Origin of the sequence: Paracoccus methylovorus (assembly GCF_016919705.1) — a bacterium.
Lineage (GTDB): Bacteria > Pseudomonadota > Alphaproteobacteria > Rhodobacterales > Rhodobacteraceae > Paracoccus > Paracoccus methylovorus.
The window spans coordinates 354,573-380,404 of the sequence record NZ_CP070369.1; the positions used below are offsets into that span (position 1 = coordinate 354,573).

The window sequence follows — 25,832 nt, forward strand, 5'->3', positions numbered from 1 at the left end:
GCCTTCGCAAGGCGGATCGTGCTGTCAGCCGTTGCGCAGAGATGATGGCGTACAACCGAATTCCTGCCGGAAGGCGCGGCTCATCGCCGAGGCGTCGGCGTAGCCGCAACGGGTCGCAATTTCGGGGATGCTCTGCTTTGTGTGCGTGGCCAGCCTGCGGGCCTCGCGCAGCCTCAGGGTCTTGTAAAGCAGTTGTGGCGTGGTGCCCACCTCGGCCCGAAACAGCGCTTCCAATCCTTTGCGCCCAAGGCCCATTTCGGCGGCGATCTGGGGAATGGTCAGGGGAGCCTCGATATTGCGGCGCATCAGGGCGACAGCGGCGTGAATCGCAGCATCCGCATTCGCAAAGCTTTTCAAGGGCGGATCGCTGGTGCCATGCATGAACAGCGCCGCCACCTCGAGCGACAGCATCGGGCCGTGTTGTTCGCGGATCAAGTGCAGGATCAGCTCAAAACTTGTCGTAACTCCGCCGCAGCTCAGCCGGTCGCCGTCGACGATGAAGCGGTCGGGCCGGACCTCGACCTCGGGAAAGGCCTCGGCCATGGCGTCCAACTCATCCCAGTGTATCGTCGCTCGCCGCCTGTCCAGCAGACCTGCGGCGGCCAGGAGCCAGCTACCGGTATCCATGCCAACCAGTGCCTGGTAGCGCCGCTGTGCCGCCACCCGCAGAGCACGCAGGTTGGCGGCGCTGGCATGCTTGCGAAAGTCATAGCTGGGCATCACCGCCAGATAATCGCCGCCCTCGCTGCGGGGCAGGGCGATTTCGGGCACCACCGGCAGCCCGCTGGATGAAACGACAGGCATGCCGTCGATACTGAGAAAGCGCCAACGATACAGCGGTTTGCGCGAAAGCGTGTTGGCTGCCCGCAGGGGCTCGACCGCATTGGCAAGGCAATGATTTGAAAATTGGTCGAACAGCAGGATGTCCACCTGTCGCGATCTTTCGCTTTGCTTCCATTTTTGCATGGTGATTGGACAACCCTGCATGACCTGCCTGTCCGATCTGTTCCATCCTCTGCAAGAATCAGCAAGAGGAAGCGCGATGGATTTCGGGCTGAACGAAGAACAGCAGATGATCGTCTCGACGGTGCGCAGTTTCGTGGAAAACGAAATCTACCCGCATGAGGCGCTGATCGAACGTACGGGCCAAGTGCCCCATGAGCTGGGCAACGAGATCAAACGCAAAGTAATTGATCTTGGCTTTTACGCCTGCAACTTTCCCGAAGATGTGGGCGGCGCGGGACTGTCGCATCTGGACGTAACGCTGGTCGAACGCGAACTGGGCCGGGGATCCATGGCGCTGACCCATTTCTTTGGCCGCCCCCAGAACATCCTGATGGCCTGCACGGGCGACCAGCGCGAACGCTATCTGCTGCCGGCTGTGCGGGGCGAGCGCATGGATGCGCTGGCGATGACCGAACCCGACGCGGGCTCGGATGTGCGCGGCATGAAATGTCAAGCTTTGCGCGACGGAGGTGATTGGGTCGTCAACGGCTCCAAGCATTTCATTTCCGGCGCCGAACATGCCGATTTCTTCATCGTTTTCGTGGCGACCGGGACCGATGACACGCCGCAGGGGCCAAAGCGACGGATCACATGTTTTCTGGTCGATCGCGACACGCAGGGGTTTGAGGTGCGGGACGGCTATAACTCTGTCTCGCATCGCGGCTATCGCAACTACACGCTGTATTTCGACAACTGCCGTCTGCCCGATGCACAGGTGCTGGGCGAGGTCGATGGCGGTTTCAAGGTCATGAACGACTGGCTTTACGCCACCCGCCTGACGGTGGCTGCCTTTTGCGTGGGCCGTGCGCGGCGCTGCTTCAATCATGCCTTGCACTATGCCGCTGAGCGTCGCCAGTTCGGCCAGCCTATCGCGCGATTTCAAGGCATCGGGTTTCAGGTTGCCGACATGATCACCGAAATCGACGCCGCCGACTGGCTGACCTTGTCCGGCGCGTGGCGTCTGGACAAGAACCTGCCCGCCAACCGCGAGATCGCCAGCGCCAAGCTGTTTGCCTCGGAAATGCTGGCGCGAGTGACAGATGCGACGCTGCAGATCCACGGCGGCATGGGGTTGATGGACGATTTCCCGATCGAACGGTTCTGGCGCGACGCCCGCGTCGAACGCATCTGGGACGGCACATCCGAAATCCAGCGCCATATCATCAGCCGCGACCTGTTCCGGCCCTTGGGTGTGTGATGGCCGGGGAACCCATGGAAAGGCTGCTTCGTCCCCGGTCGATCGCTGCCGTGGGGGGCAGCGGCTGGTGCGGCAATATCGTCCGTGCCTGCCAGCGCATCGGCTATCAGGGGCAGCTCTGGCCGGTTCATCCCTCACAACCCCAGATCGGCGGCCTGCCTGCCTTTGCGCGGTTGGCCGATCTACCCGAAACCCCCGATGCGGTTTTCATTGGCGTGAACCGCGATGCTGCGCTGGGTGTCATGGCTGATCTGGCCGCGATGGGGGCCGGCGGCGCGGTCTGTTTTGCAGCAGGCTTTAGCGAGGCCGCAGCCGAACTGACGGACGGGGCCGCGATGCAGGACAGGCTTGTCATGGCGGCGGGGTCGATGCCCTTTCTGGGGCCGAATTGCTACGGTTTCATCAATGCGTTGGACGGTGCCGCGCTCTGGCCCGACCAGCACGGTTGCGACAGGGTTGATCGCGGCGTGGCCATCATCACGCAAAGCTCGAACATCGCGCTGAACCTGACGATGCAGCGACGCGGTTTGCCCCTTGGCTACGTGGTGACGCTGGGCAATCAGGCGCGGGTGGGCTTTGCCGAGGTCGGGCAGGCCCTGCTGGCCGATCCGCGCGTGACCGCCCTTGGGCTGCATATCGAGGGCATTGGCGATCTGCCCGGTTTCGAGGCATTGGCAGCGACCGCCCGCCATCTGGGCAAGCGCATCGTCGCGCTGAAGGTCGGGGTGTCCGATCAGGCAAGGGCGGCTACGGTGTCACATACGGCCTCGCTGGCCGGATCGGATGCGGCGGGGCGGGCGCTGCTGCGGCGCCTTGGCATAGCGCAGGTTGACAGCCTGCCGGTGCTGCTTGAAACCCTGAAACTCCTGCATGTCGCCGGTTCCTTGTCCTCGAACCGCATCGCGTCTCTGTCCTGTTCGGGGGGTGAGGCCAGCCTGATGGCGGATGCGGGGCTGGCGCATGGTGTCGATTATCCGGCGCTGAACCGGGCGCAACTCGATGCGCTACGTCATGCCTTGGGTCCCAGGGTCGCGCTGTCCAACCCTTTGGATTACCACACCTATATCTGGGGGGATCGCGAGGCGATGACGAATTGCTTTCGCGCCATCGCCGACCCGTCGCTGGCCATGACCTGTCTGGTGCTGGACTTTCCGCGGATCGACCGCTGCACGGCACAAGAGTGGGATGACGTGGTGACCGCGTTGGAATCTTCCCGCATCGGCAGCCCTGCGCCCGCGATGCCGCTTGGCCTGATTGCGACCTTGCCCGAAAACATACCTGAAGACATTGCATGGCGATGTGTCATGCAAGGAATCGTCCCGTTTTGCGGCATTTCGGAAGCAATGGCCGCGATTGCGGTCGCGGCAAGCCCTGTTCCGGTGGACGATCCAGCGCCGGTCTGGCCGCTTGGGCCCGAACCCGCTGTCCCGATCCTGCTGACGGAGGTGCAGGCCAAGGCTGAACTGGGGGCCCATGGCCTGCGCATCCCCAAAGCAAGCCCCGCGCGAACCGCCGATCAGGCTGCCGAAACTGCCGAACGGATCGGCTTTCCGGTCGTGCTGAAAGGTGAGGGCTTTGCCCACAAGACCGAAGCCGGGGCGGTGGTGTTGGATCTGTCCGGCACCGACACTGTCCGCGATGCCGCCCTACAGATGCAGGCGCCGTCCTTCCTGATCGAGGAAATGGTGACTGGCGGCATCGCCGAGCTTCTGATCGGCGTGACCCGCGACCCCCCTCATGGCTGGCTGCTGACCATTGGCGCGGGCGGCGTGCTGACTGAACTGCTGCGCGACAGCGCCGCATTGCTGCTGCCGGTGACGCGTGCCGATATTGAACAGGCGGTACGTGGCCTGAACATCTGGCCGCTTCTTCAGGGCTGGCGTGGTGCGCCTGCCGCCAGCCTTGACGCCATCACTGCCACTGTCATGGCGGTGCAGGATTATGTCCATACGACACCCCGTCTTGTCGAAGTCGAAATCAACCCGCTCATTTGTCGCACCGATGATGCCGTCGCGGTCGACGCGCTGATCCGAAGGGAAAATACATGAACCCGATCCGAACCGAAATCCGTGGCCATGTCTTCGAGGTTACTCTGGACCGCCCCAATGCCAATGCCATCGACCTCGCCACCAGCCGCATCATGGGCGAGGTCTTTACCTGTTTTCGTGACGACCCCGAATTGCGCGTTGCCATCCTGACCGGCTCAGGCGAGAAATTCTTTTGCCCCGGATGGGACCTGAAGGCGGCGGCGGGCGGCGATGCGGTCGACAGCGACTATGGTGTCGGCGGATTTGGCGGCTTGCAGGAATTGCGGGGGCTGAACAAGCCCGTCATTGTCGCCGTGAACGGCATCTGTTGCGGTGGCGGGCTGGAACTGGCCCTGTCGGGCGACATTATCCTGGCCGCCGATCATGCGACTTTCGCCCTGCCGGAAATCAGGTCGGGCACGGTTGCCGACGCTGCCTCGATCAAGCTGCCCAAGCGCATCCCCTATCACATCGCGATGGAAATGCTGTTGACCGGCCGCTGGATTGACGCGCCCGAAGCCGCGCGTTGGGGATTGGTGAACCGCATCCTGCCCTCCGACCGCCTGATGACCGCCGCGCGAGCACTGGCTGACGAACTGGCCTCTGGCCCTCCGCTGGTTTTTGCGGCGATCAAGGAAATTGTCCGCGAGGCCGAGGACATGAAGTTTCAGGACGCCCTGAACCGCATCACCAAAAGCCAGTTCGAAACCGTCGAAAAGCTTTACCGATCCGAGGACCAGATCGAAGGTGCGCGCGCCTTTGCGGAAAAGCGCGATCCGGTCTGGACGGGGCGCTAACCCCTCTGTGTTCCCCTGATGGTTTCTCCGAAATGCGCCCGATAGGCCCGCGCCAAGGTCGAGGCCGATGAAAAGCCCGTGCGAGAGGCGATCTCGTCCAGTGGCTGAGCGGAATCGATAGCCAGGGCACGGGCGTGAGACAGGCGGATCTGCCGGTAATATCCACCCGCAGCCATGCCCAGATGGGCGCGGAACAGCCTGTCCATGGTGCGCGTCGACAAGGCCGCCCGGGCCGCGATGGCCACCAGCGGCAAGGGGTGTTCGGCACTTTCGCGCATCGCCAGAATAGCGCGTTGCAAAGGGGCGGGCAGAGCGCGGTCGATCATGCGGGCCTGTCCGGCCATCGCGGGGTCCATATGGGTGCGACCGAACATATTGCCGACATCATAGCGTAAAGCGTCGTCGGCCCTTTGCCCGATCAGGTCCAGCGACCAGGATAAAACCCCCTGTGCGCCGCCCGCCGTGACGGTATTGCCGTCGGTGACCCAAGGGGCCGAGATGACCTCGACTTCGGGGAATGCCTCGGCCAACGCTTCATGTTCCATCCAGTGGATTGTGGCGCGACGACCGGCCAGCAACCCCGCCTCGGCTAGCATCCATGCGCCCGTGTCGATGCCGCCGACCAAGGGCAGTCCGCGGCCCTTTTGCAACACCTGCTGCAAGGTCACCCGGCGCAGATGATCACGCACACCATAGCCCGCGACCACGATCAACGCGTCCGTTGCGCCAACGCGGGGCAAGGCGATGTCGACTCCGATCGACAATCGCGAGGAACTGGTCACTACCGCTCCGTTAGGCGAGGCGATCTGCCACGAAAACAGCCGCTTTCCGCTAAGGTCCCGGGCCGCGCGCAATGGCTCGATCGCATTGGCCAACACCATGTTGGAAAAGCCGTCAAGCAGGAGGAATGTCAGATGAAAGGCTGAAAATGGCTGCATAGGCAAAGATTATGGCCGAATATGCATAACACACCAAGCAAATCCTCGTAACCTGAAAGGATCACCTATCCGAGGATTCCGATGAACCACGATGTATTCATCACCTGCGCCGTTACCGGATCAGGACAAAGCCACAAGAAATCCGACCTTGTGCCGGTCACCCCCAAGCAGATCGCCGATGCCTGTATCGAAGCCGCGAATGCCGGCGCCGCCATCGCCCATGTGCATGTCCGCGACCCCGAAACCGGCGCGCCGTCCCGCGATCCGGCGCTATATCGCGAGGTCGTGGACCGGGTACGCTCGTCCGATGTCGATGTTGTCCTGAACCTGACTGCCGGGATGGGTGGCGACATCGTGCTGGGTTCGGCCGAGGCGCCTTTGCCGCTTTCCCCCCAATCCGACATCGTCGGCGCGACCGAGCGGCTGGTTCATGTCGAGGAACTGCTGCCCGAGATCTGCACCCTCGACTGCGGCACGATGAACTTTGCCGAAGCCGATTATGTCATGACCAACACGCCGGGCACGCTTCGCGCCATGGCCGCGCGCATTCAGGCGGCAGGCGTGCGCCCGGAAATCGAGGTTTTTGACACCGGCCATCTGTGGCTGGCGAAAACGCTGGTGGATGAAGGTCTTATCGACGATCCTGTGATGATCCAGCTTTGCATGGGTATCCCTTACGGTGCCCCGAATGATCCCAACAGCCTGATGGCGATGGTGAACAATATCCCGGCGGGATGGGTCTATTCCATGTTTTCCATCGGGCGGATGCAGATGCCCTATGTCGCTCAGGCCGCACTTGCGGGCGGCAATGTCCGTGTGGGGCTTGAGGACAACATCTGGCTGGATCGCGGGGTTCTGGCCCGCAACGGCGATCTTGTCGAACGCGCCTCGACAATTCTGAATGCCATGGGCTGCCGCATTCTTGGCCCGGCAGAGGTGCGCGAAAAACTGAAGCTGACCCGCCGCTGAACGGCAGGGCGCCACAACAGGGAGAAAGAATATGACGATTCGCAACGGAATCTCGCGCCGCGGTCTGCTGGCCGGGGCTGCCGGCATGACCGCGACAGGCATCATGGCGGGTGGACTGATCCTGCCGCGCGGCGCCTTGGCGCAATCGGCACCGCAAAAGGGCGGCCAGTTCCGCATCGGCCATTCCGGGGGCGCGACCTCGGACACGATCGACCCGGCGACCTTTGCCGCCGGTCCGGTGGTGACGGCGATGCTGGCCGTTTGCAACAACCTGATCGAGATCGACGCCAAGGGGCAGGCTGTTCCCGAACTGGCGGAAAGCTATGAACCCGACGCCGAGGCTCGCATCTGGACCTTTCGCATCCGCGATGCGCAATTCGGTGACGGGCGCAAGGTGACGGCGAATGATGTCGTCGCATCCTTCAACCACCATCGGGGAGACAACACGGTCTCGGGGGCCAAGGGCGCTCTGGCGCAGGTCAGGGATATCCGCGCGGATGGCGACAATGTCGTGATGTTTGAACTGGAAAGCGGCAATGCCGATTTCGCCTATCTGACCTCGGATTACCATTTCATCATCATGCCTGCCAATAGCGACGGCACGCTGAACTGGCAGTCGGGGTTGGGCACGGGTGGCTATACGCTGGTTGATCACGAGCCCGGCGTCCGCATCACGCTGAAGCGCCGCGACGATTACTGGAAGCCCGACCGGGCGTGGTTCGACGATGTCACGCTGATGACCATCAACGACCCGACCGCGCGCCAGAACGCCTTGATGACCGGCGAGGTCGATGCCGTCAACGGCCCCGACCTGTCCACGATCCACCTGCTGCAACGCCGTCCAGGCATCACGCTGGTCGAAACTACCGGCACCGCACATTACACCATGCCGGCGTTCTGTGATGTCGCCCCCTTCAATGACGTCAATGTCCGGTTGGCGCTGAAACATGCGATCAACCGCCAGGAAATCATCGAAAAGGTGCTGCGCGGCTATGGCCAGGTGGCCAATGACAGCCCGATTGCGCCGGCGAACCGCTATTATGCGGCCGACCTGCCGCAAAACAGCTATGACCCCGACAAGGCGAAACATTACCTGCAAAAGGCGGGGCTCAGCGACCTGACGGTGGAGCTGTCGACCTCGAACGCTGCCTTTACTGGCGCTGTCGATGCGGCGCAGTTGTTTCAGCAGTCGGCCAAGGCGGCGGGCATCAATATCAATGTCAAACGTGAGCCCGAGGACGGTTACTGGTCGAACGTCTGGCTGAAAAAGCCGTTCTGTGTCGGCTATTGGAACGGCCGTCCGACCGAGGACGACATGTTCAGCCTGGTCTATTCCAAGGGCGCGGAATGGAACGAAAGCCATTGGGACAACGCCCACTTCAATGAACTGCTGCTGAAGGCGCGGGCCGAGCTGGACGATAACCTGCGCCGCGAAATGTATACCGAAATGCAGGGCCTTGTCAGTCAGGACGGTGGCACGATCATTCCGGTCTTCGTCAATTACGTCGATGCGCATAACGACAAGGTCGCGCATGGCGAGGTCGCGGGCGATCGCTTCTTCGATGGCTGGAAACTGGTTGAAAGGTGGTATGCGGCATGAAGATCGCAGCAATCGGTGGCGGCGTGATTGGCGGGGGCTGGATCGCGCGGTTCATCCTGAACGGCCATGATGTCAGCATCTTCGACCCGCACCCGGAAGCGCAGCGAATTGTAGGCGAGGTGATGGCGAATGCCTCGCGCGCCTATGACAAGCTGTTTCAGGCCCCCTTGCCGGAGCCCGGTCGCCTGATCTGGACCAGTTCCATTGCCGAGGCGGTGGCGGGTATGGATTACATTCAGGAAAGCGTTTCTGAACGGCTGGATCTCAAGCATCGCATCATTGCGGAAATCGAGGCGGCGGCGCCGAAGGATGCAATCATCGGCTCGTCGACGTCGGGTTTCAAACCGTCGGAACTGCGGCAGGGCGCGAAGCATCCGGACCGCATCCTTGTCACCCATCCATTCAACCCGGTCTACCTGCTTCCGGTAGTCGAGGTCGTGGGCGGCGGAAAGGCGGCGGATCGGGCCTCGGCGCTGTTGTCGCAGGTCGGCATGAAACCCGTGACCATCGCCCGCGAAATCGACGCCCATATCGGCGACCGCCTGCTGGAGGCCGTTTGGCGCGAAGCGTTGTGGTTGGTCAAGGACGGCATCGCCTCGACACAAGAAATCGACGATGTCATCCGCTACGGCTTTGGCTTGCGTTGGGCGCAGATGGGCCTGTTCGAGACCTATCGCATCGCCGGTGGCGAGGCAGGGATGAGACATTTCCTGGCGCAATTCGGACCTGCGCTGAAATGGCCCTGGACCAAGCTGATGGATGTTCCCGATCTGGACGATGCGCTGATCGACCAGATCGCCAGCCAATCCGATGCGCAATCGGGTGCCTATTCCATCCGTGAACTGGAGCGCATCCGCGACGACAATCTGGTCGGCATCTTTCACGCGCTGAAGGCCAACGACTGGGGCGCGGGCCAGCCCCTGCGCGAGGCCGAAAACCGTTTCTACAAACGCAAGGTTGCGGCACCGTCGACCTATCCCTTGATGCTGCATCAGGCGCGGGTCGGCGCGTCGTGGGTCGATTACAACGGCCATATGACCGAATTCCGCTATTTGCAGGTTTTCGGCGATGCGACGGACGCATTCCTTATCCATATGGGACTGGACGAGTCCTGGATCGCCAAGGGCTTCTCGGCCTACACGGTCGAAACCCACATCCGCCATCTGGCCGAGGTGAAGGCTGGTGAGAAACTGCGCGTTGAAACCCGTCTGCTGGGCCATGACGCCAAGCGCTTTCGCTTGCATCACCATATCCTGCGCGACAATGGCGACGAGGTTGCGACCGGCGAACACATGCTGGTCTTTGTCGATACGGCCAAGGGTCGCTCGACCTCCATGCCCCACCAGTTTCAGCACCGTCTGGAGGAGATCGCCCGGAAGGAAACCGGCCCCCTGCCTGACCATGCCGGAGCGGGGATCCGCACCCTTTGCACGCAGGGGGCGGAATGAGCACAAGTTCCCCCCTGACCCGCATGATCGTGTCACGGCTCGCCATTGGTCTCTTCACGCTCTTCATCATATCGATTCTCGTCTTTCTGGCGGTCAGCTTGCTGCCGGGCGATATCGCGCAGCAGATCCTTGGTCAGTCCGCCACTGAGGAAACGGTGGCCGCGCTGCGTCGTGACCTTGGGCTGGACCAGCCGCTGGTCACCCGATATTTCGACTGGATCAGCGGCATCCTGACCGGCGATTTCGGCACATCGCTGGCGAATGGCCGGCCGATCTCGGACCTGCTGGCGGCGCGGCTGGGCAATACGATGTTTCTGGCCGCTTATGCGGCAGTGATCGCGGTGCCTATCGCAGTCCTCCTTGGACTGCTTGCGGCACTGTGGCGCGGAACATGGTTTGATCGCATCGCCAACGTGGCAACGCTGTCCGCGATCTCGTTTCCTGAATTCTTTATCGCTTATATCCTGATGTTCTGGCTGTCGGTGCAGATGGGCTGGTTTCCGTCCATCGCCGATCCCGGCGTCGATCCGGGGCTGGGCGAGATGCTGTCGCGAGCCTTCTTGCCCGCGCTGACGCTGGTGCTGGTTGTTACCGCCCACATGATGCGGATGACGCGGGCGGCCGTCGTCAACGTCCTTGGCGCGCCCTATGTCGCCATGGCCCGGCTGAAGGGCGCGTCGCGCTGGCGCATCGTAACCCACCATGCGCTGCCCAATACCCTGGCACCGATCATCAACGTGATCGCGCTGAACATCGCATGGCTGATCACCGGCGTCGTCATCGTCGAGGTGGTCTTTGTCTATCCAGGCCTTGGCCAACTGATGGTCGACAGCGTCAGCAACCGCGACATACCGGTCGTGCAGGCCTGCGCACTGATCTTTGCGGCGGTCTATATCCTGCTCAACATCATCGCGGACGTGCTGGCGATCGCCACCAATCCGCGACTGCTGCATGCGAGGTAGGACGATGGTGACCGCCCCCCCTCGCAGATTAGGCACCTCAGCTTGGCGCTTGGTCCGGACGATACCGATCACGGCCATGCTTGGGATTGCGATCATCGCCGCCTACGCCGTGATCGCGATCTTTGCACCGCTGCTGGCACCCCATGGCGAGGCCGAAATCGTCGGCGCCCAGTTTGAGCCCTGGGGCAGCAACTATCTGCTGGGCACCGACAACCTAGGCCGCGATCTGGCATCCCGACTGATCTGGGGGGCAAGGAACACCGTCGGCGTCGCGCTGGCCACAACCGTGCTGGCCTTTGTGATCGGTGCGACCACCGGGCTGCTGGCCGCGGCGCTTGGCGGCTGGCCCGACATGATCCTGTCGCGCATCGTTGATATCCTGATGGCCGTTCCCGCACTGATCTTTACCCTGCTGGCGCTGTCCGCGCTTGGCCCGGGCATCTGGAACCTGATCATCGTCATCGCCGTTCTGGATGCGACGCGGGTTTACCGGCTGACCCGCGCCACCGGGATGAACGTCATCGTCATGGATTACGTCGAGGCCGCCCGCCTGCGTGGCGAAGGCACATGGTGGATCATTCGCCACGAGGTGCTGCCCAACATCGCCGCGCCGCTGATCGCGGAATTCGGCCTGCGCTTCTGCTTTGTCTTTCTGACGATTTCCGCGCTCAGCTTCCTTGGGCTTGGCCTGCCGCCGCCGATGGCGGACTGGGGTGGCATGGTGCGCGACAATGCGGCGCTGATCGCCTTTGGTGATTCCACGCCCCTGCTGCCCGCGGCCTGCATCGCGGTGCTGACCGTTGCCGTCAACTTTGTCGTGGACTGGATGCTGCACCACGCCTCTGGCCTGAAGGACTGACGCCATGCTGCTTGATATCCAGAACCTCAAGATCGAGGCACGAACCGACGACGGCTGGACCCCGATCCTGCACGGCGTCGATCTGCAGGTCGCCAAGGGCGAGGTCGTCGGGTTGATCGGCGAATCCGGGGCGGGGAAATCGACGCTTGGACTGGCCTCGATGGGCTATGCCGCGCCGGGACTGCGGTTTGCCGGCGGCAAGGTCGTATTCGACGGCACCGACCTGCTGGCGCTGCCCGATTCCCGACGCAACGCCTTTCGCGGGTGTCGCATCGCCTATGTCGCGCAATCGGCGGCAGCGAGCTTCAATCCCGCATGGCGGCTGATCGGACAGTTCTGCGAAGGCCCGAAAATTCACCATACGGCCAAGCGCGCAGAAGCAGAGGCCTTTGCCCGGCAGCTTTACGCCCAGATGCACTTGCCCGACCCCGACCATTTTGGCCTGCGCTTTCCGCATCAGGTCTCGGGCGGGCAGTTGCAGCGGGCGATGGTCGCAATGGCGATGGCCTGCCGCCCCGACCTTATCGTCTTTGACGAACCGACGACCGCACTGGACGTGACGACGCAGATCGGCGTGCTGGCCGCGATCCGGCAGGCGGTGGAAAACTTCGGTACGGCGGCGATCTATATCACCCACGACCTTGCCGTCGTCGCCCAGATGGCCGACCGCATCAAGATCATGCGCCACGGCCGCGAGGTCGAAGAGGCGCCGACCCGCCAGATAATGCAGGCCCCGCGCGAAGATTATTCTCGTTCGTTGTGGGCTGTGCGCGACTTCCAGAGGCCCGAGCGCGCGCTGCCGCAATCCAGCCACGCGGCGATCCGCATCGCGGATGTCACGGCGGGCTATGGTTCGGCGCTGGTGCTGAAGGATGTCGAGTTTTCGTTGCCGAAAGGGGCAACGGTGGCGGTCGTCGGCGAATCCGGTTCGGGAAAATCGACCACGGCGCGCGTCATTACCGGCCTGTTGCCCCCGATCAAGGGCCGGGTCGAGCTGAATGGCCAGACCCTGCCCCCGCGCTTTTCCGACCGCAGCCGCGAACAGTTGCGGCAGGTGCAGATGATCTATCAAATGGCCGATACCGCACTAAACCCGCGCCAGACCGTCCGCCAGATCCTGTCGCGCCCGCTGAGCTTTTATACCGACCTGACCGGGCGGGCGCGCGACGAACGGCTGGCGCAGCTTCTGGACCAGATAGAGTTGGATCCCAAGCGTTTCCTCGACCGTCTGCCCGGCGAATTGTCGGGGGGACAAAAGCAGCGCATCGGCATTGCCCGCGCGCTGGCAGCCAACCCCGAGGTCATCATCTGCGACGAGGTAACAAGTGCGTTGGATCAACTGGTATCCGAGGGAATCCTTCGCCTTCTCAGCCGATTGCAGGATGAACAAGGGCTGACCTATATGTTCATCACTCATGACATCTCCACTGTCCGGGCCATCGCGGACGAGGTTGTCGTCATGCGCCAGGGAGAGGTCATGGATCGTGGTGGCAAGGCCGAGGTCCTGGACCCGCCGCGCCATCCCTATACGGTCGAACTGCTGGCATCGGTGCCCCAACCCGACCCCGACTGGCTGACCCGCCGCATCGCCGAAGGTGTCGCATGATCAGCGACCCGCAAGTGCTGGATTTCATCGCCGCAACAGAAGCCGCCTATCCGGCCGAGGCGAATGGTGCAGGCCCCGATGACAACCGCCGCCATTACGATGCGATGTGCGCAGTGTTTCGCGGACCGCGTCCAGATGGGCTTCAGGTCGCAGACCACAATATCGGCGGTGTGCGCTGCCGTGTCTATGGGGCGGAAACGCCGGTTTTCGTGCTTTATCTGCATGGCGGCGGCTTTGTGGTCGGCGGGCTGGATAGTCATGACGACGTCTGTGCGGACATAGCCGATGCGACCGGGTTGCAGGTGATAGCGGTGGATTACCGGCTTGCGCCTGAACACCGCTGGCCCGCGCAGCTTGACGATGCCCGCGCAGTCTGGCGGGCTTTGTCCCGGCCGGGCATCGTCGTGGGCGACAGTGCGGGTGGGGCGCTGACGGCGGCGCTTTGCCTGTCGGAACGGGGGCGCCACGCACCACTTGGGCAGGTGCTGATCTATCCCGGGCTTGGCGGCGACGGCCACGCGCCGTCCTATACCGAAAATGCCGAGGCCCCGCTGCTAAGAAGCGTGGATATCCTTACCTATCACCGGCTGCTGCATGGTGAGCGTCCGGTCACGGACCCGCTGGCTCGTCCGTTGCAGGTGGCGGATCTGTCCTGTCTGCCGCCTGCCTTCATAGTGACAGCGGATATCGATCCGCTGCGCGATGACGGGCGCGACTATGCTGCCCGGCTGCGCAAGGCGGGCAATACCGTGCATCTGCGCAACGAGGCCGAGTTGCCCCACGGCTACCTGCGCGCGCGCCGCAGCAGCGACAGGGCAAGGCGCAGCTTTCAGGCGGTTATTGCAAAGATCGCGACCTTGGCCGCGCTGGATCCGCCCTGAGCTGCTGCCATCCAGCAGTCAAGCAGACAGCCGGATGGCGCTCTTGATCGTTTGGAACTGGAGGTCCAGTCTATCTTGGCCGGGCCCGCAGATGGGCGTTGCGGCGGCCTGCGACCAGCCTTTCCGGCTTGCGGATCGGAGGTTTTCTATAATGAAGACGCGCAAGCAGCAGTGTCAGCGGCGCCAGCGCGGGGTCGGACGCTTCTTGCGGCCGGGGCGGCGATGCATGCTGTCCGCACAGCCGTCGTTCGCTTCATTATGCGGCGGCAGCCTTACCTCTTTCACGAGGTTGGGAAACGAATCGACCTTGTGTGGCAAAGTCATGGCATCGACGAAAAGCTGCTGGAAATGCGGCTCCAAGGCGGTCTCGATCTTCTCGATACGCTGGACCGTCTGGACGATCTCGCGGCGGCAGTCGCGGTTCAGCAGCGCCATCATCGCACCGGTGCCGGCGGCATTGCCGACCGCCCGGACCTCGGACAGGTCGCAGTCGGGGATCAGGCCCAGCACCATCGCATATTTCGGATCGATGAAAGAGCCGAACGCGCCGGCCAGCCGGATCATATCCACGGCAGCCACGCCCTGCTTTTCCATCAGCAACCGGATGCCGGCATAAAGTGCGGCCTTGGCAAGCTGGACCGCGCGTACGTCGTTTTGCGTGACGGTGATCTGTGGGCAACCGTCGTGCAGCAGGTAGGAGAAAGTCCGGCCGTTCGCGACGATGCGCGGGCTGCGCGCGGCCAGCGCGCCGTCGATGGCACCGTCTTCCGAGACAATGCCGCAAAGATACAGCTCGGCCACCACCTCGACGATTGCCGAACCGCAGGTCCCGGTAACGCCCAGCCTTACCGCATCCTCCGGGAAACCCGGCTGATCCGACCACAGTTCCGAACCGATGATACGGAAACGAGGCTCCAGCGTTTCGCGGTCGATCCTGACCCGCTCGATCGCGCCGGGGGCGGCGCGCTGGCCGGACGAGATTTCCGCGCCCTCGAAAGCCGGGCCGGTGGGTGACGAGGCGGTGATGACACGCTGGCCGTTGCCAAGGACGATCTCGGCATTGGTGCCGATATCGATAAGAAGCATCATCCGATCCTGCCGGTGCGGGCCCTCGGCCAGCGTGGCTGCGGCGGCATCAGCCCCGACATGGCCGGCGATGCAGGGCAGCAGGTAGACATGCGCGCCCTCATTGGCCTGCAAGCCGAGTTCGGCTGCCGAAGCATGGATCGCGCCAGAAACGGCCAGTGCGAAAGGTGCCTGCCCCAGTTCGGTCGGGTCGATGCCAAGAAACAGGTGATGCATGATCGGGTTGGCCACGAAAACGGCATCAAGGATGTCGCCCGCGTCCACGCCGCTTTCAGTGCAAACTTGGCCGATCAACCCGTTGACGGCCTCGCGCACGGCCAGGGCCATCGCCTCGCAACCACCCGGGTTCATCATCACATAGGAAACGCGGCTCATCAGATCCTCACCGAGACGGATCTGCGGGTTCGATACACCCGAGGATGCGACCACGCGGCCCGACAGCAGCGATAACAGATGCAGCGCTATGGTGGTCGAGCCGATGTCGCAGGCGATGCCGTAAGCCTTGTTGTGCAGGCCCGGCCAGATGGCGAGAATTTCGGGACGCGCCCCGTTGTCGTCGTGATGGATCGCGACCGTGACGCCCCAGTTCTTCTTGCGCAGGATCTTCTGGAGCTGCGGCAGCAGCCGCAGCGGCACGGCGGGGTCGTGAATGCCCCAATCCCTGGTCAGCATTGCCTTCAGCCGGTCAAGATCGCCCAGCGGCTTGTGCATGTCGGGCTTGTCCACCTCGACATAGCATAACCTCACCGCGGGGTTGCGCTCGATCAGGCGGTCGCTGGCGGCCTTGCGCACCACCTGTGCGTTGACGACCGCATCTTGCGGCACCGCGACCACGAGATCGCCCTGAATGGTGGCCGAGCAGGAAAGCCGCCTGCCTACCGGCAGGCTGCGTATGCTTTCATAGCGCGCTTCCCGGCCACTCTTGGGCGATATGTGGTCGCAGGAGGAGACGATGCCGTGTTTGGCGAAGCCGCCCTCCTGCACCTCGATCTGGCAGCGCCCGCAGGTGGCGCGGCCGCCGCAGACGCTTTCGATATTGACGCCCAGCAGGCGTGCCGCCTCAAGCAGATTGGTGCCGACCGGAAAGCGCCCGCGCTTGCCCGACGGCATGAACAGGACCAGCGGATCCGTGGGATCAGAGGCGTTGGCCATGGCGTCGGATCACCTTCAGCCCTGTGCGCCCAAGCGCGCCCCGCGGCCGCCGCGCCTGCCGCCACCCGCCGCTGGAACCGATGCAGGTGCCGCATGTTCGCCGGGCCGCAAATCCCTGTAGGTGCGGATCCATGTCGCGCAATCCCGGTCGACACCGGCAAGCACGTCGGCAGAGCGCACGGCCTCCATCTCTTGCGGGCGGCAAGGGTTCATGATGGCGCTTGTCATGCCCGCGCCGATGACCATGGGGATGAAGCCGGCATTGATAGCGTGGCGATGGGGCAGACCGAATGAGATGTTGGACAGGCCGCAGGTCGTGTTTACCTTCAGTTCGTCGCGCAGGCGCCGCACCAGCGCGAAAACCTGAAGTCCGGCGTCGCCCAGTGCACCGATCGGCATCACCAGCGGATCGACCACCACGTCCTCGGGCTTGATGCCATGATCCATGGCACGCCGGACGATCTTCTGTGCCACCGCGAAACGCACGTCCGGATCCATCGAGATGCCGGTTTCGTCGTTGGAAATGGCGACGACCGGAACGTCGTATTTCCGCGCCAGCGGCAGGATGGCTTCAAGTTTTTCCTCCTCGCCGGTGACGGAATTGATCAAAGGCCGGCCTTTGGCGACCTTTAGCCCGGCCTCGATGGCTGCCGTGACCGAGGAATCGATGGCCAGCGGGACATCGACGAGATCCTGCACGATCTGCAACGTCCGGACCATCAGGTCCGGTTCGGTTGCATTGGGATCGACGGCTGTGACGCCGGCATTGATGTCAAGCATGGTCGCACCCGCCGCCACCTGTTCCAGCGCATCCTTGATGACCGTCTCGAAATTGCCCTCGACCATCTCGGCGGCCAGCTTCTTGCGCCCCGTGGGGTTGATGCGTTCGCCGATGACGCAGAACGGCCGGTCGAAGCCGATGGCGATTTCCCTTGTCGCAGACGCGACGATGGTGCGGGTCATAAATCTTTCCTCCAGAATGTATGAGGCTGCTTCATGTGGTGGGTGCCGAGGGGCCGGGCCCGGCCGCCGCGTCCTCATCCCTGCTGCCGATGTCGCGCAGGATCTGCTGCGGCGTTTCCAGCCGGGTGTCGTGAAGAATGTGGTCTAGCCGCCCGGCCATCAGGGCGTCGTCGGCCTTGGGTTCGCGCCGCCATGGCCTGCGGCCTTTCAGGATGCCCGATTCATGGACAATCTCGGCGACATATTCCTCCTGCCGGTAGGCCATGACGTGAATGCCCGCCACGCCCTCGATCTCTTTCACCTCGTCGATGATGTCGATGCACAGCCGTTTGCCCTCGCGCTTCTGGTCCACCGCGCCTTCCAGCCGCGCGATCACCGCATCGGGGATATGCACGCCCGGCACGTTGGCGCGCATCCACCGCGCGGTTCTGGCCGAGGTCAGCGGCCCCACGCCGCACATGATGAAGCATTGCCGGTGCAGGCCCAGATCGCGGACGCGGGCCATGTAGTCGCGAAACATCGAAACGTCGAAACAATACTGGCTCTGCACGAACTGCGCCCCGGCGTCGATCTTCTTGGCGAGCCGCAGCGGCCGGAATTCCCGGGGTGGCGCGAACGGATTGATCGCCGCGCCAAGGAACATCGCCGGGGGGGTCGTCAGCTTGCGGCCCGACAGGAACCGTTGCCCGTCGCGCATGGTGCGCACGGTTTCCAGCAGTGACATGCAATCGAGGTCGAAAACCGGCTTGGCACCCGGCTGATCACCCGCCTGTACGCCGTCGCCGGTCAGGCACAGCACGTTCTGCACGCCCATGGCCGCCGCGCCCAGCACGTCGCCCTGGATCGCAATACGGTTCCGGTCGCGGCACGATATCTGATAGACGGGGGCATAGCCCATGCGGGTTAGTAGCGCGCAGATGCCGACCGACGACATATGGCAGTTGGCGCCCGAGGCATCGACGGCGTTGATCCCGTCCACCCAGCCGTCGAACACCTTTGCCCGTTCGTAAACGTCTTCCGGATTGGCACTGTCGGGCGGGTTCAGCTCGGTCGTGACGGCAAATTCGCCGCGCCGCAACACCCTTTCAAGACGCCCGCGCGAGGAATGACCCGGTAGCGGATCAAGCGGCAGATGTGCGCCGACCGGGTTTTCGTCCTGCTGCGGCAGGTTTTCCCGATCATGTTGCAAGGGCTTCATGCCGTATCCCCCATCCGGGACCTGTCCTGTTCGGCCGCGGCTTTTGCGGTCGTACGCAACCATGACGAAGTTTCGAAAAGCGACTGATCAACCGGCTTCTGAACCCGCAATATCAGGTCGCCATGCGTCATATTGCGCGAGCCCTCCCACGCCTTGACCCAAACGCAGGGCATATCGGGCCTTACCTCGCAATGGCCGCCGGCACGGACGCCGCCGCAGGGACCGTTGCGCAACTGCTTGGGGCAGTTCATCGGGCAGGACATGCCGGTCGAAGACAGGATGCATTGTCCGCACATGCGGCAGTCGAACAGAACACCCTTTACTCGTTTTTCGATGAACCCGATTGGCCTTTCGGCGCGTGAATATCCAATCCTCCCCCATAATGGGTGAAGCGTCAGGAAGACTTTGGCGAAAACGCGATACAATCGTTCAAGGCCACGCGAATGACGTACCGACCAAAGGCGTAGCGACCAGCACAGGGGTTGGTGCTTTTGTGGCCAGGGCACCGGAGGCTTGCCGGTATTTGCAGCCGTGATTTGTCTTTGGCGCGTTGCCGGGACAATCGCAATATTCGTTTTGTCGGTCATCCTTTTCCCGCCTGCTGCGATAAGCGCCCTCCGGCGCCCGTGTGAGTGTTCCCGGTCGGGTAGCTGCAACCGCTTTAGCGGCCTTGGCATTATCCCGGCCATCGGGATCGGCCTTTCCCCATATATCCGGAGCATCGCCGCAAGCGTGTTCGTCAGCTTGCCACCGCGCGACGGCGACAGTTCCAAAAGCGACCTGTCATATTTCGGTGCAGGAGGCAGCCCGTGTCAGTGCCGGCCCCAGATCGCCAAGGAAAGTGACGCGCTTCTCGTAATCGAGTTCCAGCATGGCAGCCGCGTTCCTCGCCACCAGCTCCAACCGAGGATTCTCGGTCTGGGCAAGATAGACGACCTTTTGGTAGTTGGCGAAGAAGTCGCGGGCCAGTTCCGGGTGACGGTCGAGGCCAAGGGGCCGGATGAAGAACGCATCGAACTGGCGGCAAAGGAAATCCGTCATGTAAAACGAGGTGGTATCGGCTTCCGCCACTGCCGCAAATGCCTCGGCACCTTGATAGACAGCGAAGCAATGCGGCCCTTCCAGCCGTGCAACACCGTGTTTTTCCAGAACCTTGTCGAGCAAGCCGCCGGTGCCGCAATCGGCGTAGCCGATGAAGATGTGCTCATAGCCTGCTTTCCTGGCCTCGCCGACAGCCGCGTCAACAGCGCCAGGGATGCGCGCCGGATGGAAGTGCAATGAGGCCGGCAGGCATTGCAGGTCGAGATGGATGAGCCCGAGCGCCAACTTCACCGCCAATATCTCGCGCGCCAGCATGCCGCAGGCGATGACGAGAACCTTTTCTGGTGTCGTGCGCTGCATGTACTCTGCCACCCCGGATTACCTTGCGCATTCACGGCCACTGGAATTGGCCGGTGGAAAGCTGGCCATCCGCTCTGTCGTAGACCGGTTGCAGACCTGCGCAAGCGGCTGCATCGTGTCAGCCTGCGTGGATATTGTGTCTGCGCTTCATGAAATCCTTGGCCATTTCGACCGTAATGGCTGCGTCGCGGCAATAGGCGTCGGCGCCGACGGCATTGCCGAAATCCTCGTTAAGTGGTGCGCCACCGACAAGCACGAAGCAATCGTTGCGTATGCCCCTTTCCTTCATCGCATCGATCACCACCTTCATGTAGGGCATGGTCGTTGTCAGCAGCGCTGACATACCCAGGATGTCCGGTTTGTGCTCTTCAATCGCGGCAAGATAGTTTTCCACCGGGTTATTGATGCCGATATCGATGACATCAAAACCGGCACCCTCCATCATCATGCCAACGAGATTCTTGCCGATATCGTGGATATCACCCTTTACGGTTCCGATGACCAGCTTACCTTGCTGGGGTGCGCCGGATTCGGCCAACAGCGGGCGCAGGATATTCATCCCACTTTTCATGGCATTTGCCGAAAGCAGCACTTCGGGAACGAACAGGATGCCATCGCGGAAATCCTCTCCTACGATGCGCATGCCCTCGACCAGAGCCTGGGTCAGCACGTCGTAAGGCGACCAGCCGCGTGCAAGCAGAATATTCGTGCCCTCCTCGACCTCGTCCTTGAGGCCATCGTAAAGGTCGTCGCGCATCTGCTGCACAAGGTCCTCATTGTTGAGATCAGAGAGGTTGAGTGCGTTGTCAGACATCCTGAGACTCCGGAAAGCAATGATGTGCGGGGCAGATATCGGCGAGTTGCCGACTGACCTTCGGCAAGGCTAGCGCGCTATATCATCGCTCCGCTGTCCGATTTGCGACAGCGACTGACGCAGGCAAGCCACTCCACGGTCGCACCTTGAATACAATCCATAGCCAGATGGCGGCTGGCCGTCGGGAACGGGAGGCGGACAATGACGGAAAATGCGACATTGGCAGAAGAAAACGGCAGTCGGCGGGGTCGGGGCGATCGCGGGGGGGCGGCGGCCAGGCGTGCGGCGCGCTCGGGTGCGGGACCGTCCGGGCAACTGACCTATATCAGGCGGAACGTACCGTTTTACGAGGTGCTGGATGACGAGGCACTGGCCTTGATCGAAGCCAATGCCGACACGGTACTGGAAGAGGTTGGCATAGAGTTTCGCGACGATGCAGAGGCGCTGGCGATGTGGAAAGAAGCCGGAGCCGACGTTCGCGGCGAGCGCGTTCACTTTCCCAAGGGCTTGCCGCGCGCACTTCTGAAGACCGCCCCGCCGGTGTTTACCCAACATGCGCGCAATCCCGAACGCTCGGTGCAGATCGGTGGCGGCAGCACCATTTTCGCGCCGGTTTACGGCCCGCCGTTCGTTCGCGATTTGGACGGCAAGCGGCGTTATGCCACGATTGAGGATTTCCACAACTTCGTGAAACTGGCCTACCTTGCCCCGTCGATCCATCATTCCGGCGGCACGGTATGCGAGCCGGTCGATGTTCCCGTCAACAAACGCCATCTCGACATGCTGCTTGCGCATATGACGCTGTCGGACAAGCCATTCATGGGGTCGGTGACCGCGCCCGAGCGCGCGGAGGACACGGTCGCGATGGCCAAAATCCTTTTTGGCAACGAATTCGTCGAAAACAATACCGTCACGATCAACCTGATCAACGCCAACTCTCCCATGGTGTTCGACGACACCATGCTGGGTGCGGCCAAGGTCTATGCCCGTGCCAACCAAGCCTGCATCGTCACGCCCTTCATCCTGGCCGGCGCGATGAGCCCGGTGACGGTCGCAGGCACGCTGACACAGGTTCTGGCCGAGGTTCTGGCAGGAGCAGCTTTCACCCAACTTGTGCGGCCCGGTGCGCCCGTGGTGTTCGGCACCTTTGCGTCCTCGATCTCGATGCAGTCGGGGGCGCCGACCTTCGGCACGCCGGAACCATCGCTGGTTTCCTATGGCGCGGCGCAACTCGCTCGGCGGCTGGGGCTGCCATTCCGCACCGGGGGCTCGCTTTGCGCCTCGAAGATACCTGATGCGCAGGCAGCTTATGAAAGCGCCAACACACTCAATTCGACCCTGCTCGCCGGGGCCAACTTCGTGCTGCATGCCGCCGGATGGCTAGAGGGGGGCCTGTCGGCTTGCTACGAGAAATTTGTCATGGACGCCGATCAACTTGGCATGGCGCAGAAATTTGCCGCGGGCGTCGATCTGTCAGAGAATGGGCAGGCGCTGGACGCGATCCGCGAGGTTGGACCCGGTCAGCACTATCTGGGCTGCGCGCATACACAGGCCAATTTCCAGACTGCGTTCCACCGCTCGGACATCGCCGACAACAACTCGTTCGAGCAATGGGAGGCCGAGGGCCAGAAGAGTGCGGCGCAGCGCGCCAATGAGATTGCGCGGCACTGGCTGGAAAGTTACGAAGCGCCCCCGATCGATCCGGGCATTGCCGAGGGCCTGCATGATTTCGTCGCACGCAAGAAAGCTTCGATGCCGGACGCTTTCACATGAAAGCAACCGGCCGCGGGACGGAGAAAGATAGCGAAAATTATCCATGATGAGGTCTGGCGCAGTGCCGCGCTTACGAAAAAAGGGCGATGACCCGACCGAGCGCGTCTTGGCCGGGCTCGGACCATGCGGCCTGGTTCCGTGCAAAGGGCTCGATGTGGACGAACAACGCCCGGTGGGGCCAAGCGGCAGTCCGGCGCGTTCGGCGCTGCTTATCGGCTGACATTGCCTGAACACATAGCTTGGTGGATTTATTGTGGGAGGACTGCGCTTCGGATGTGCAAGCTCTCGATGGCACGGTCTGCGCCCGCAGCGGCTGCCTTTATGGCGTGGAAGGGCACTTTCCTGCAGATGCCCGGAAGCTTCACCAGAGAGCTTTTACCGCGTGTGAACAGGGTTCCGACGAAAGAGTTGCGATCAAGCATCCTTATCAAGAAATACCAGTTGTTTGCGTTCGCCACGCTCCTGTTGAGGCGAACGGGCGTAAAGCTCCCGGTAACATTTGGCAAAATGTGAGGCAGAGACAAAGCCGCATGCCACCGCCACCTCGATCACCGACAGCGACGATTGCATCAGTAAATGCCGCGCACGGTCCAGTCTGATCTCCAGATAATAGCGTGCCGGAGCGCGGCCCATCTCTTTTTCGAATAGCCGCTCGATCTGCCGACGCGACAGGCCGACATGGTTTGCGATATCCACCAAGGGCAGCGGCTCGGCAAGATTTGCCTCCATAAGTTCGATGGTGGTGAGCACTTTCGGGTTATGTACGCCAAGCCTTGCACGCAACGGCAGGCGCTGGCGGTCCCCGGGGCCACGAGCCCGGTCGGTCAGCAGTTGCTCGCACACGCGATTGACGACGCTTTCGCCAAAGTCATCGCCGATCAATTGCAGCATCATGTCAAGCGCGGCGGTGCCGCCGGCGCAGGTATAGATATTGTGGTCGACCTCGAATAAATCGGCACTGGCGTTGGCGGTAGGGAATGCTTCGGCAAAGCCGGGAAGGTTCTCCCAGTGGATAACGCACCGCCGACCCGAAAGCAGCCCTGCGCGGGCCAAGGCATATGCGCCTGTGCAAAGGCCGCCGATCGCCACTCTGCGACTGTTCACCTCGCGCAGAAACCCAAACACGGATTTCTGATGGTAGTTTTCGATGTTTAGTCCCGAGCAGACGATTACCATCGACGGGCGGTTCGATCCGGCCAGATTGCGTCTTTCGTCATCAAGGGACGTATCGACAGTGCATTCGACTCCGTTCGATGCCCGCACCGGTCTGCCGTCGATGCTGGCCAGTCGCCAGCGATACCTGTTATGGCCCAGCATGCGGTTGGCGGCGCGCAAAGGCTCCAACGCAGTTGCGAAGGCAATCATGGTGAAATCGGGCACCATGAAGAAAACGATCAAACGCCTGACAGCGTCGTCGCGGGTCAATTGTGCTTTCCTCCCAAAGCGAACCGCGAGCATCGGATGCTCGCGGTCATTCAAAGCGTCAGTCGAAAGATAATTGCCGTCAATGTTGCGCAGCGTCATCGTCCTGCGACATGGTGCCGCTGGTTGTGGACGATCTAGTATTGCCCCGCCTTGCAAGGGCCGGTTTGTCCCGAGAGCACCAGAGCTTGTGACTGAGACCAGTCTTCCGTTGAGGGCATTATTGATCGACTGCATGTCCCCTCACGGGAACTGCGGCCATGCTGAGCAACCTGCCAAAAGGCCGATTGGCTTCTGGTTGACGGGTCTATGATGCCAACTGGTTCAGAGATGCGTTAAAAGACAAGGGGATAAGAGTTAGGCCCGGTCGGAAGCGTCGTAGGAAGTCCGTCCGATACCACAAGCGTAACCACAAACGCCGCAGTCGCATCGAGATCATGTTCCGTAGGCTCAAGGGCTGGTCACGCGTGGCAACCCGCTAAGACAGGCACCCCATCGTATTCTTCTAAACAATCGCGCTCAGTTGGCTTTAACCATCAATGAGTCTGGACCCTATTCCCCCGGAACTGTAGTCCGTATCATTGATCCGAGCGGTTTCGGAGGATGCTATGGTAGGCCGGGTGGCGGACGAGGTGGTTCTGAGCGCCGCGGAGCGCGGGTTTCTGGAGGCTCAGGTTCGACGGCACAAGGCGGCGCGTTCGCTGTCGGACCGGTGCCGGATAATCCTGCTCTGTGCGGAAGGGCTGCAAAGCAAGGAGGTCGGCGCGCGGCTCGGAGTGCATGAGCATACTGTCGGCAAGTGGCGCAGACGGTCCGTCAGGGACCGGATCGAGGGGCTGACCGACGAATATCGTCCTGGTCGGCCCCGCACGGTGTCGGACGATCAGGTAGCCGAGGTGATCGAGCGGACACTGAACACCACGCCGAAGGACGCCACCCATTGGTCGATCCGCTCGATGGCTGTGGCGACGGGCCTGTCGCATACCACCATCCGCCGGATCTGGGCCGCCTTCGGCCTGCAACCGCATCGCAGCGAGACGTTCAAGCTCTCGACCGATCCGCTGTTCGTCGACAAGGTGCAGGATATCGTCGGCCTTTACATGGCCCCACCGAACCGGGCCATCGTGCTGTGCGTGGACGAAAAATCCCAGATTCAGGCGCTGGATCGGGAACAGCCGGTGTTGCCGATGGCGCCGGGTGTCGCCGAGCGGAGAACCCACAGCTATATCCGCCACGGTACGACCTCGCTGTTTGCAGCACTCGATATCGCCACAGGGGCGGTGATCGGCAAATGCTACAAGCGGCACCGGGCGACCGCGTTCCTCGACTTCCTGAAGCGGATCGATGCAACCTTGCCGCAAGGACGGGACGTGCATCTGGTGATGGACAACTCCGCCACCCACAAGACACCCAAGATCAAGGCCTGGCTCGCCCGGCGCCCGCATTGGCATGTGCATTTCACACCCACCTCAGCCAGTTGGATCAACCAGGTGGAGCGCTGGTTCGCAGAACTGACGCGCAAGCAACTGCAACGGGGCGTCCACCGCTCCACCGCCGACCTCGAGGCGGACATTGTCGCATTCATCGACGCGCACAACGAGAACCCCAAGCCCTACCGATGGGTCAAATCCGCCGACGAAATCCTCGCGTCGGTCAAACGCTTCTGCCAGAAAACACAGCAAAATCTATGTGCCGAAATTTAGATGCAGCTGACTAGGATAGCTATTCGCATG

21 protein-coding genes and 1 pseudogene are annotated in these 25,832 nt (G+C 62.3%); 13 read left to right on the top strand and 9 right to left on the bottom strand.

Annotated elements, in window-relative coordinates:
- Positions 1-24: 24 nt before the first annotated feature.
- Positions 25-930: a GlxA family transcriptional regulator gene (locus tag JWJ88_RS12565; RefSeq protein ID WP_322985193.1), complete on the bottom strand. Its 906-nt coding sequence runs from the start codon at positions 928-930 to the stop codon at positions 25-27.
- Between the two features lie 112 nt (positions 931-1,042).
- On the opposite strand from JWJ88_RS12565, the gene JWJ88_RS12570 reads away from it, so the two are divergent.
- Genes JWJ88_RS12570 through JWJ88_RS12580 form a run of 3 tightly spaced genes read left to right on the top strand, consistent with a single transcriptional unit; the run spans position 1,043 to position 5,027 of the window.
- Positions 1,043-2,203, top strand: a complete 1,161-nt coding sequence (locus JWJ88_RS12570) for an acyl-CoA dehydrogenase family protein (protein ID WP_205295295.1) — start codon at positions 1,043-1,045, stop codon at positions 2,201-2,203.
- Between the two features lie 14 nt (positions 2,204-2,217).
- Entirely contained in the window at positions 2,218-4,251 is a 2,034-nt protein-coding gene (locus JWJ88_RS12575; RefSeq protein ID WP_205295296.1) for an acetate--CoA ligase family protein, read from the top strand.
- Positions 4,248-5,027, top strand: coding sequence for a carnitinyl-CoA dehydratase (locus JWJ88_RS12580; protein ID WP_205295297.1), 780 nt, complete (start codon positions 4,248-4,250; stop codon positions 5,025-5,027). The genes JWJ88_RS12575 and JWJ88_RS12580 overlap by 4 nt, the downstream gene beginning before the upstream one ends.
- On the opposite strand, the gene JWJ88_RS12585 is transcribed toward JWJ88_RS12580, so the two are convergent.
- The gene (locus JWJ88_RS12585) at positions 5,024-5,965 is read right to left on the bottom strand and encodes a GlxA family transcriptional regulator (protein WP_205295298.1); all 942 of its coding nucleotides are present in this window, start codon (positions 5,963-5,965) and stop codon (positions 5,024-5,026) included. The two genes, JWJ88_RS12580 and JWJ88_RS12585, sit on opposite strands and share 4 nt — an antisense overlap.
- An 81-nt stretch (positions 5,966-6,046) precedes the next feature.
- On the opposite strand from JWJ88_RS12585, the gene JWJ88_RS12590 reads away from it, so the two are divergent.
- From JWJ88_RS12590 to JWJ88_RS12620, 7 genes are all read left to right on the top strand, one after another.
- Positions 6,047-6,934 (top strand): BKACE family enzyme, encoded by an 888-nt coding sequence (locus JWJ88_RS12590; protein WP_205295299.1) that lies wholly within the window; start codon positions 6,047-6,049, stop codon positions 6,932-6,934.
- A gap of 31 nt (positions 6,935-6,965) precedes the next feature.
- Positions 6,966-8,534, top strand: a complete 1,569-nt coding sequence (locus tag JWJ88_RS12595; protein WP_205295300.1) for an ABC transporter substrate-binding protein — start codon at positions 6,966-6,968, stop codon at positions 8,532-8,534.
- Positions 8,531-9,982, top strand: a complete 1,452-nt coding sequence (locus JWJ88_RS12600; RefSeq protein ID WP_205295301.1) for a carnitine 3-dehydrogenase — start codon at positions 8,531-8,533, stop codon at positions 9,980-9,982. The genes JWJ88_RS12595 and JWJ88_RS12600 overlap by 4 nt, the downstream gene beginning before the upstream one ends.
- A complete protein-coding gene (locus JWJ88_RS12605) occupies positions 9,979-10,944 on the top strand; it encodes an ABC transporter permease (protein WP_205295302.1) in 966 nt (321 codons plus the stop codon). Before JWJ88_RS12600 ends, JWJ88_RS12605 begins: the two co-directional genes overlap by 4 nt.
- Positions 10,945-11,020: 76 nt before the next feature.
- The gene (locus JWJ88_RS12610; protein WP_240200237.1) at positions 11,021-11,803 is read left to right on the top strand and encodes an ABC transporter permease; all 783 of its coding nucleotides are present in this window, start codon (positions 11,021-11,023) and stop codon (positions 11,801-11,803) included.
- A 4-nt stretch (positions 11,804-11,807) separates the two neighbouring features.
- Positions 11,808-13,409 carry an ABC transporter ATP-binding protein gene (locus JWJ88_RS12615; protein ID WP_205295304.1) on the top strand — a complete coding sequence of 534 codons (1,602 nt, stop codon included), beginning with the start codon at positions 11,808-11,810 and terminating at the stop codon, positions 13,407-13,409.
- Positions 13,406-14,290 carry an alpha/beta hydrolase gene (locus tag JWJ88_RS12620; protein ID WP_205295305.1) on the top strand — a complete coding sequence of 295 codons (885 nt, stop codon included), beginning with the start codon at positions 13,406-13,408 and terminating at the stop codon, positions 14,288-14,290. The genes JWJ88_RS12615 and JWJ88_RS12620 overlap by 4 nt, the downstream gene beginning before the upstream one ends.
- 174 nt (positions 14,291-14,464) lie before the next feature.
- On the opposite strand, the gene JWJ88_RS12625 is transcribed toward JWJ88_RS12620, so the two are convergent.
- From JWJ88_RS12625 to JWJ88_RS12650, 6 genes are all read right to left on the bottom strand, one after another.
- Positions 14,465-16,528: an ASKHA domain-containing protein gene (locus JWJ88_RS12625; protein ID WP_205295306.1), complete on the bottom strand. Its 2,064-nt coding sequence runs from the start codon at positions 16,526-16,528 to the stop codon at positions 14,465-14,467.
- A gap of 15 nt (positions 16,529-16,543) precedes the next feature.
- A complete protein-coding gene (locus JWJ88_RS12630; RefSeq protein ID WP_205295307.1) occupies positions 16,544-17,491 on the bottom strand; it encodes a methyltetrahydrofolate cobalamin methyltransferase in 948 nt (315 codons plus the stop codon).
- A 31-nt stretch (positions 17,492-17,522) separates the two neighbouring features.
- Positions 17,523-18,689: a methylenetetrahydrofolate reductase gene (locus tag JWJ88_RS12635; RefSeq protein WP_205295308.1), complete on the bottom strand. Its 1,167-nt coding sequence runs from the start codon at positions 18,687-18,689 to the stop codon at positions 17,523-17,525.
- Positions 18,686-19,276: a methylenetetrahydrofolate reductase C-terminal domain-containing protein gene (locus tag JWJ88_RS12640; protein WP_205295309.1), complete on the bottom strand. Its 591-nt coding sequence runs from the start codon at positions 19,274-19,276 to the stop codon at positions 18,686-18,688. The genes JWJ88_RS12635 and JWJ88_RS12640 overlap by 4 nt, the downstream gene beginning before the upstream one ends.
- Positions 19,277-19,472: 196 nt before the next feature.
- On the bottom strand, positions 19,473-20,045 hold the full coding sequence (locus tag JWJ88_RS12645; RefSeq protein WP_322985206.1) for a DUF1638 domain-containing protein: 573 nt from the start codon (positions 20,043-20,045) through the stop codon (positions 19,473-19,475).
- 163 nt (positions 20,046-20,208) lie between these two features.
- Positions 20,209-20,904, bottom strand: coding sequence for a corrinoid protein (locus tag JWJ88_RS12650; RefSeq protein ID WP_205295310.1), 696 nt, complete (start codon positions 20,902-20,904; stop codon positions 20,209-20,211).
- Between the two features lie 201 nt (positions 20,905-21,105).
- Here JWJ88_RS12650 and JWJ88_RS12655 point away from each other — a divergent pair, with 201 nt between their 5' ends.
- Entirely contained in the window at positions 21,106-22,677 is a 1,572-nt protein-coding gene (locus JWJ88_RS12655; protein WP_205295311.1) for a trimethylamine methyltransferase family protein, read from the top strand.
- Positions 22,678-23,091: 414 nt separating this feature from the next.
- On the opposite strand, the gene JWJ88_RS12660 is transcribed toward JWJ88_RS12655, so the two are convergent.
- Complete coding sequence (locus tag JWJ88_RS12660) at positions 23,092-24,135, bottom strand: GlxA family transcriptional regulator (RefSeq protein WP_205295605.1); 1,044 nt, start codon at positions 24,133-24,135, stop codon at positions 23,092-23,094.
- A 209-nt stretch (positions 24,136-24,344) separates the two neighbouring features.
- Between JWJ88_RS12660 and JWJ88_RS21790 the strand changes: the two are divergent.
- A pseudogene (locus JWJ88_RS21790) lies at positions 24,345-24,578 on the top strand (IS5/IS1182 family transposase); the annotation flags it as partial.
- A gap of 129 nt (positions 24,579-24,707) precedes the next feature.
- Positions 24,708-25,802, top strand: coding sequence for an IS630 family transposase (locus JWJ88_RS12665; RefSeq protein WP_205295312.1), 1,095 nt, complete (start codon positions 24,708-24,710; stop codon positions 25,800-25,802).
- Positions 25,803-25,832: the final 30 nt, after the last annotated feature.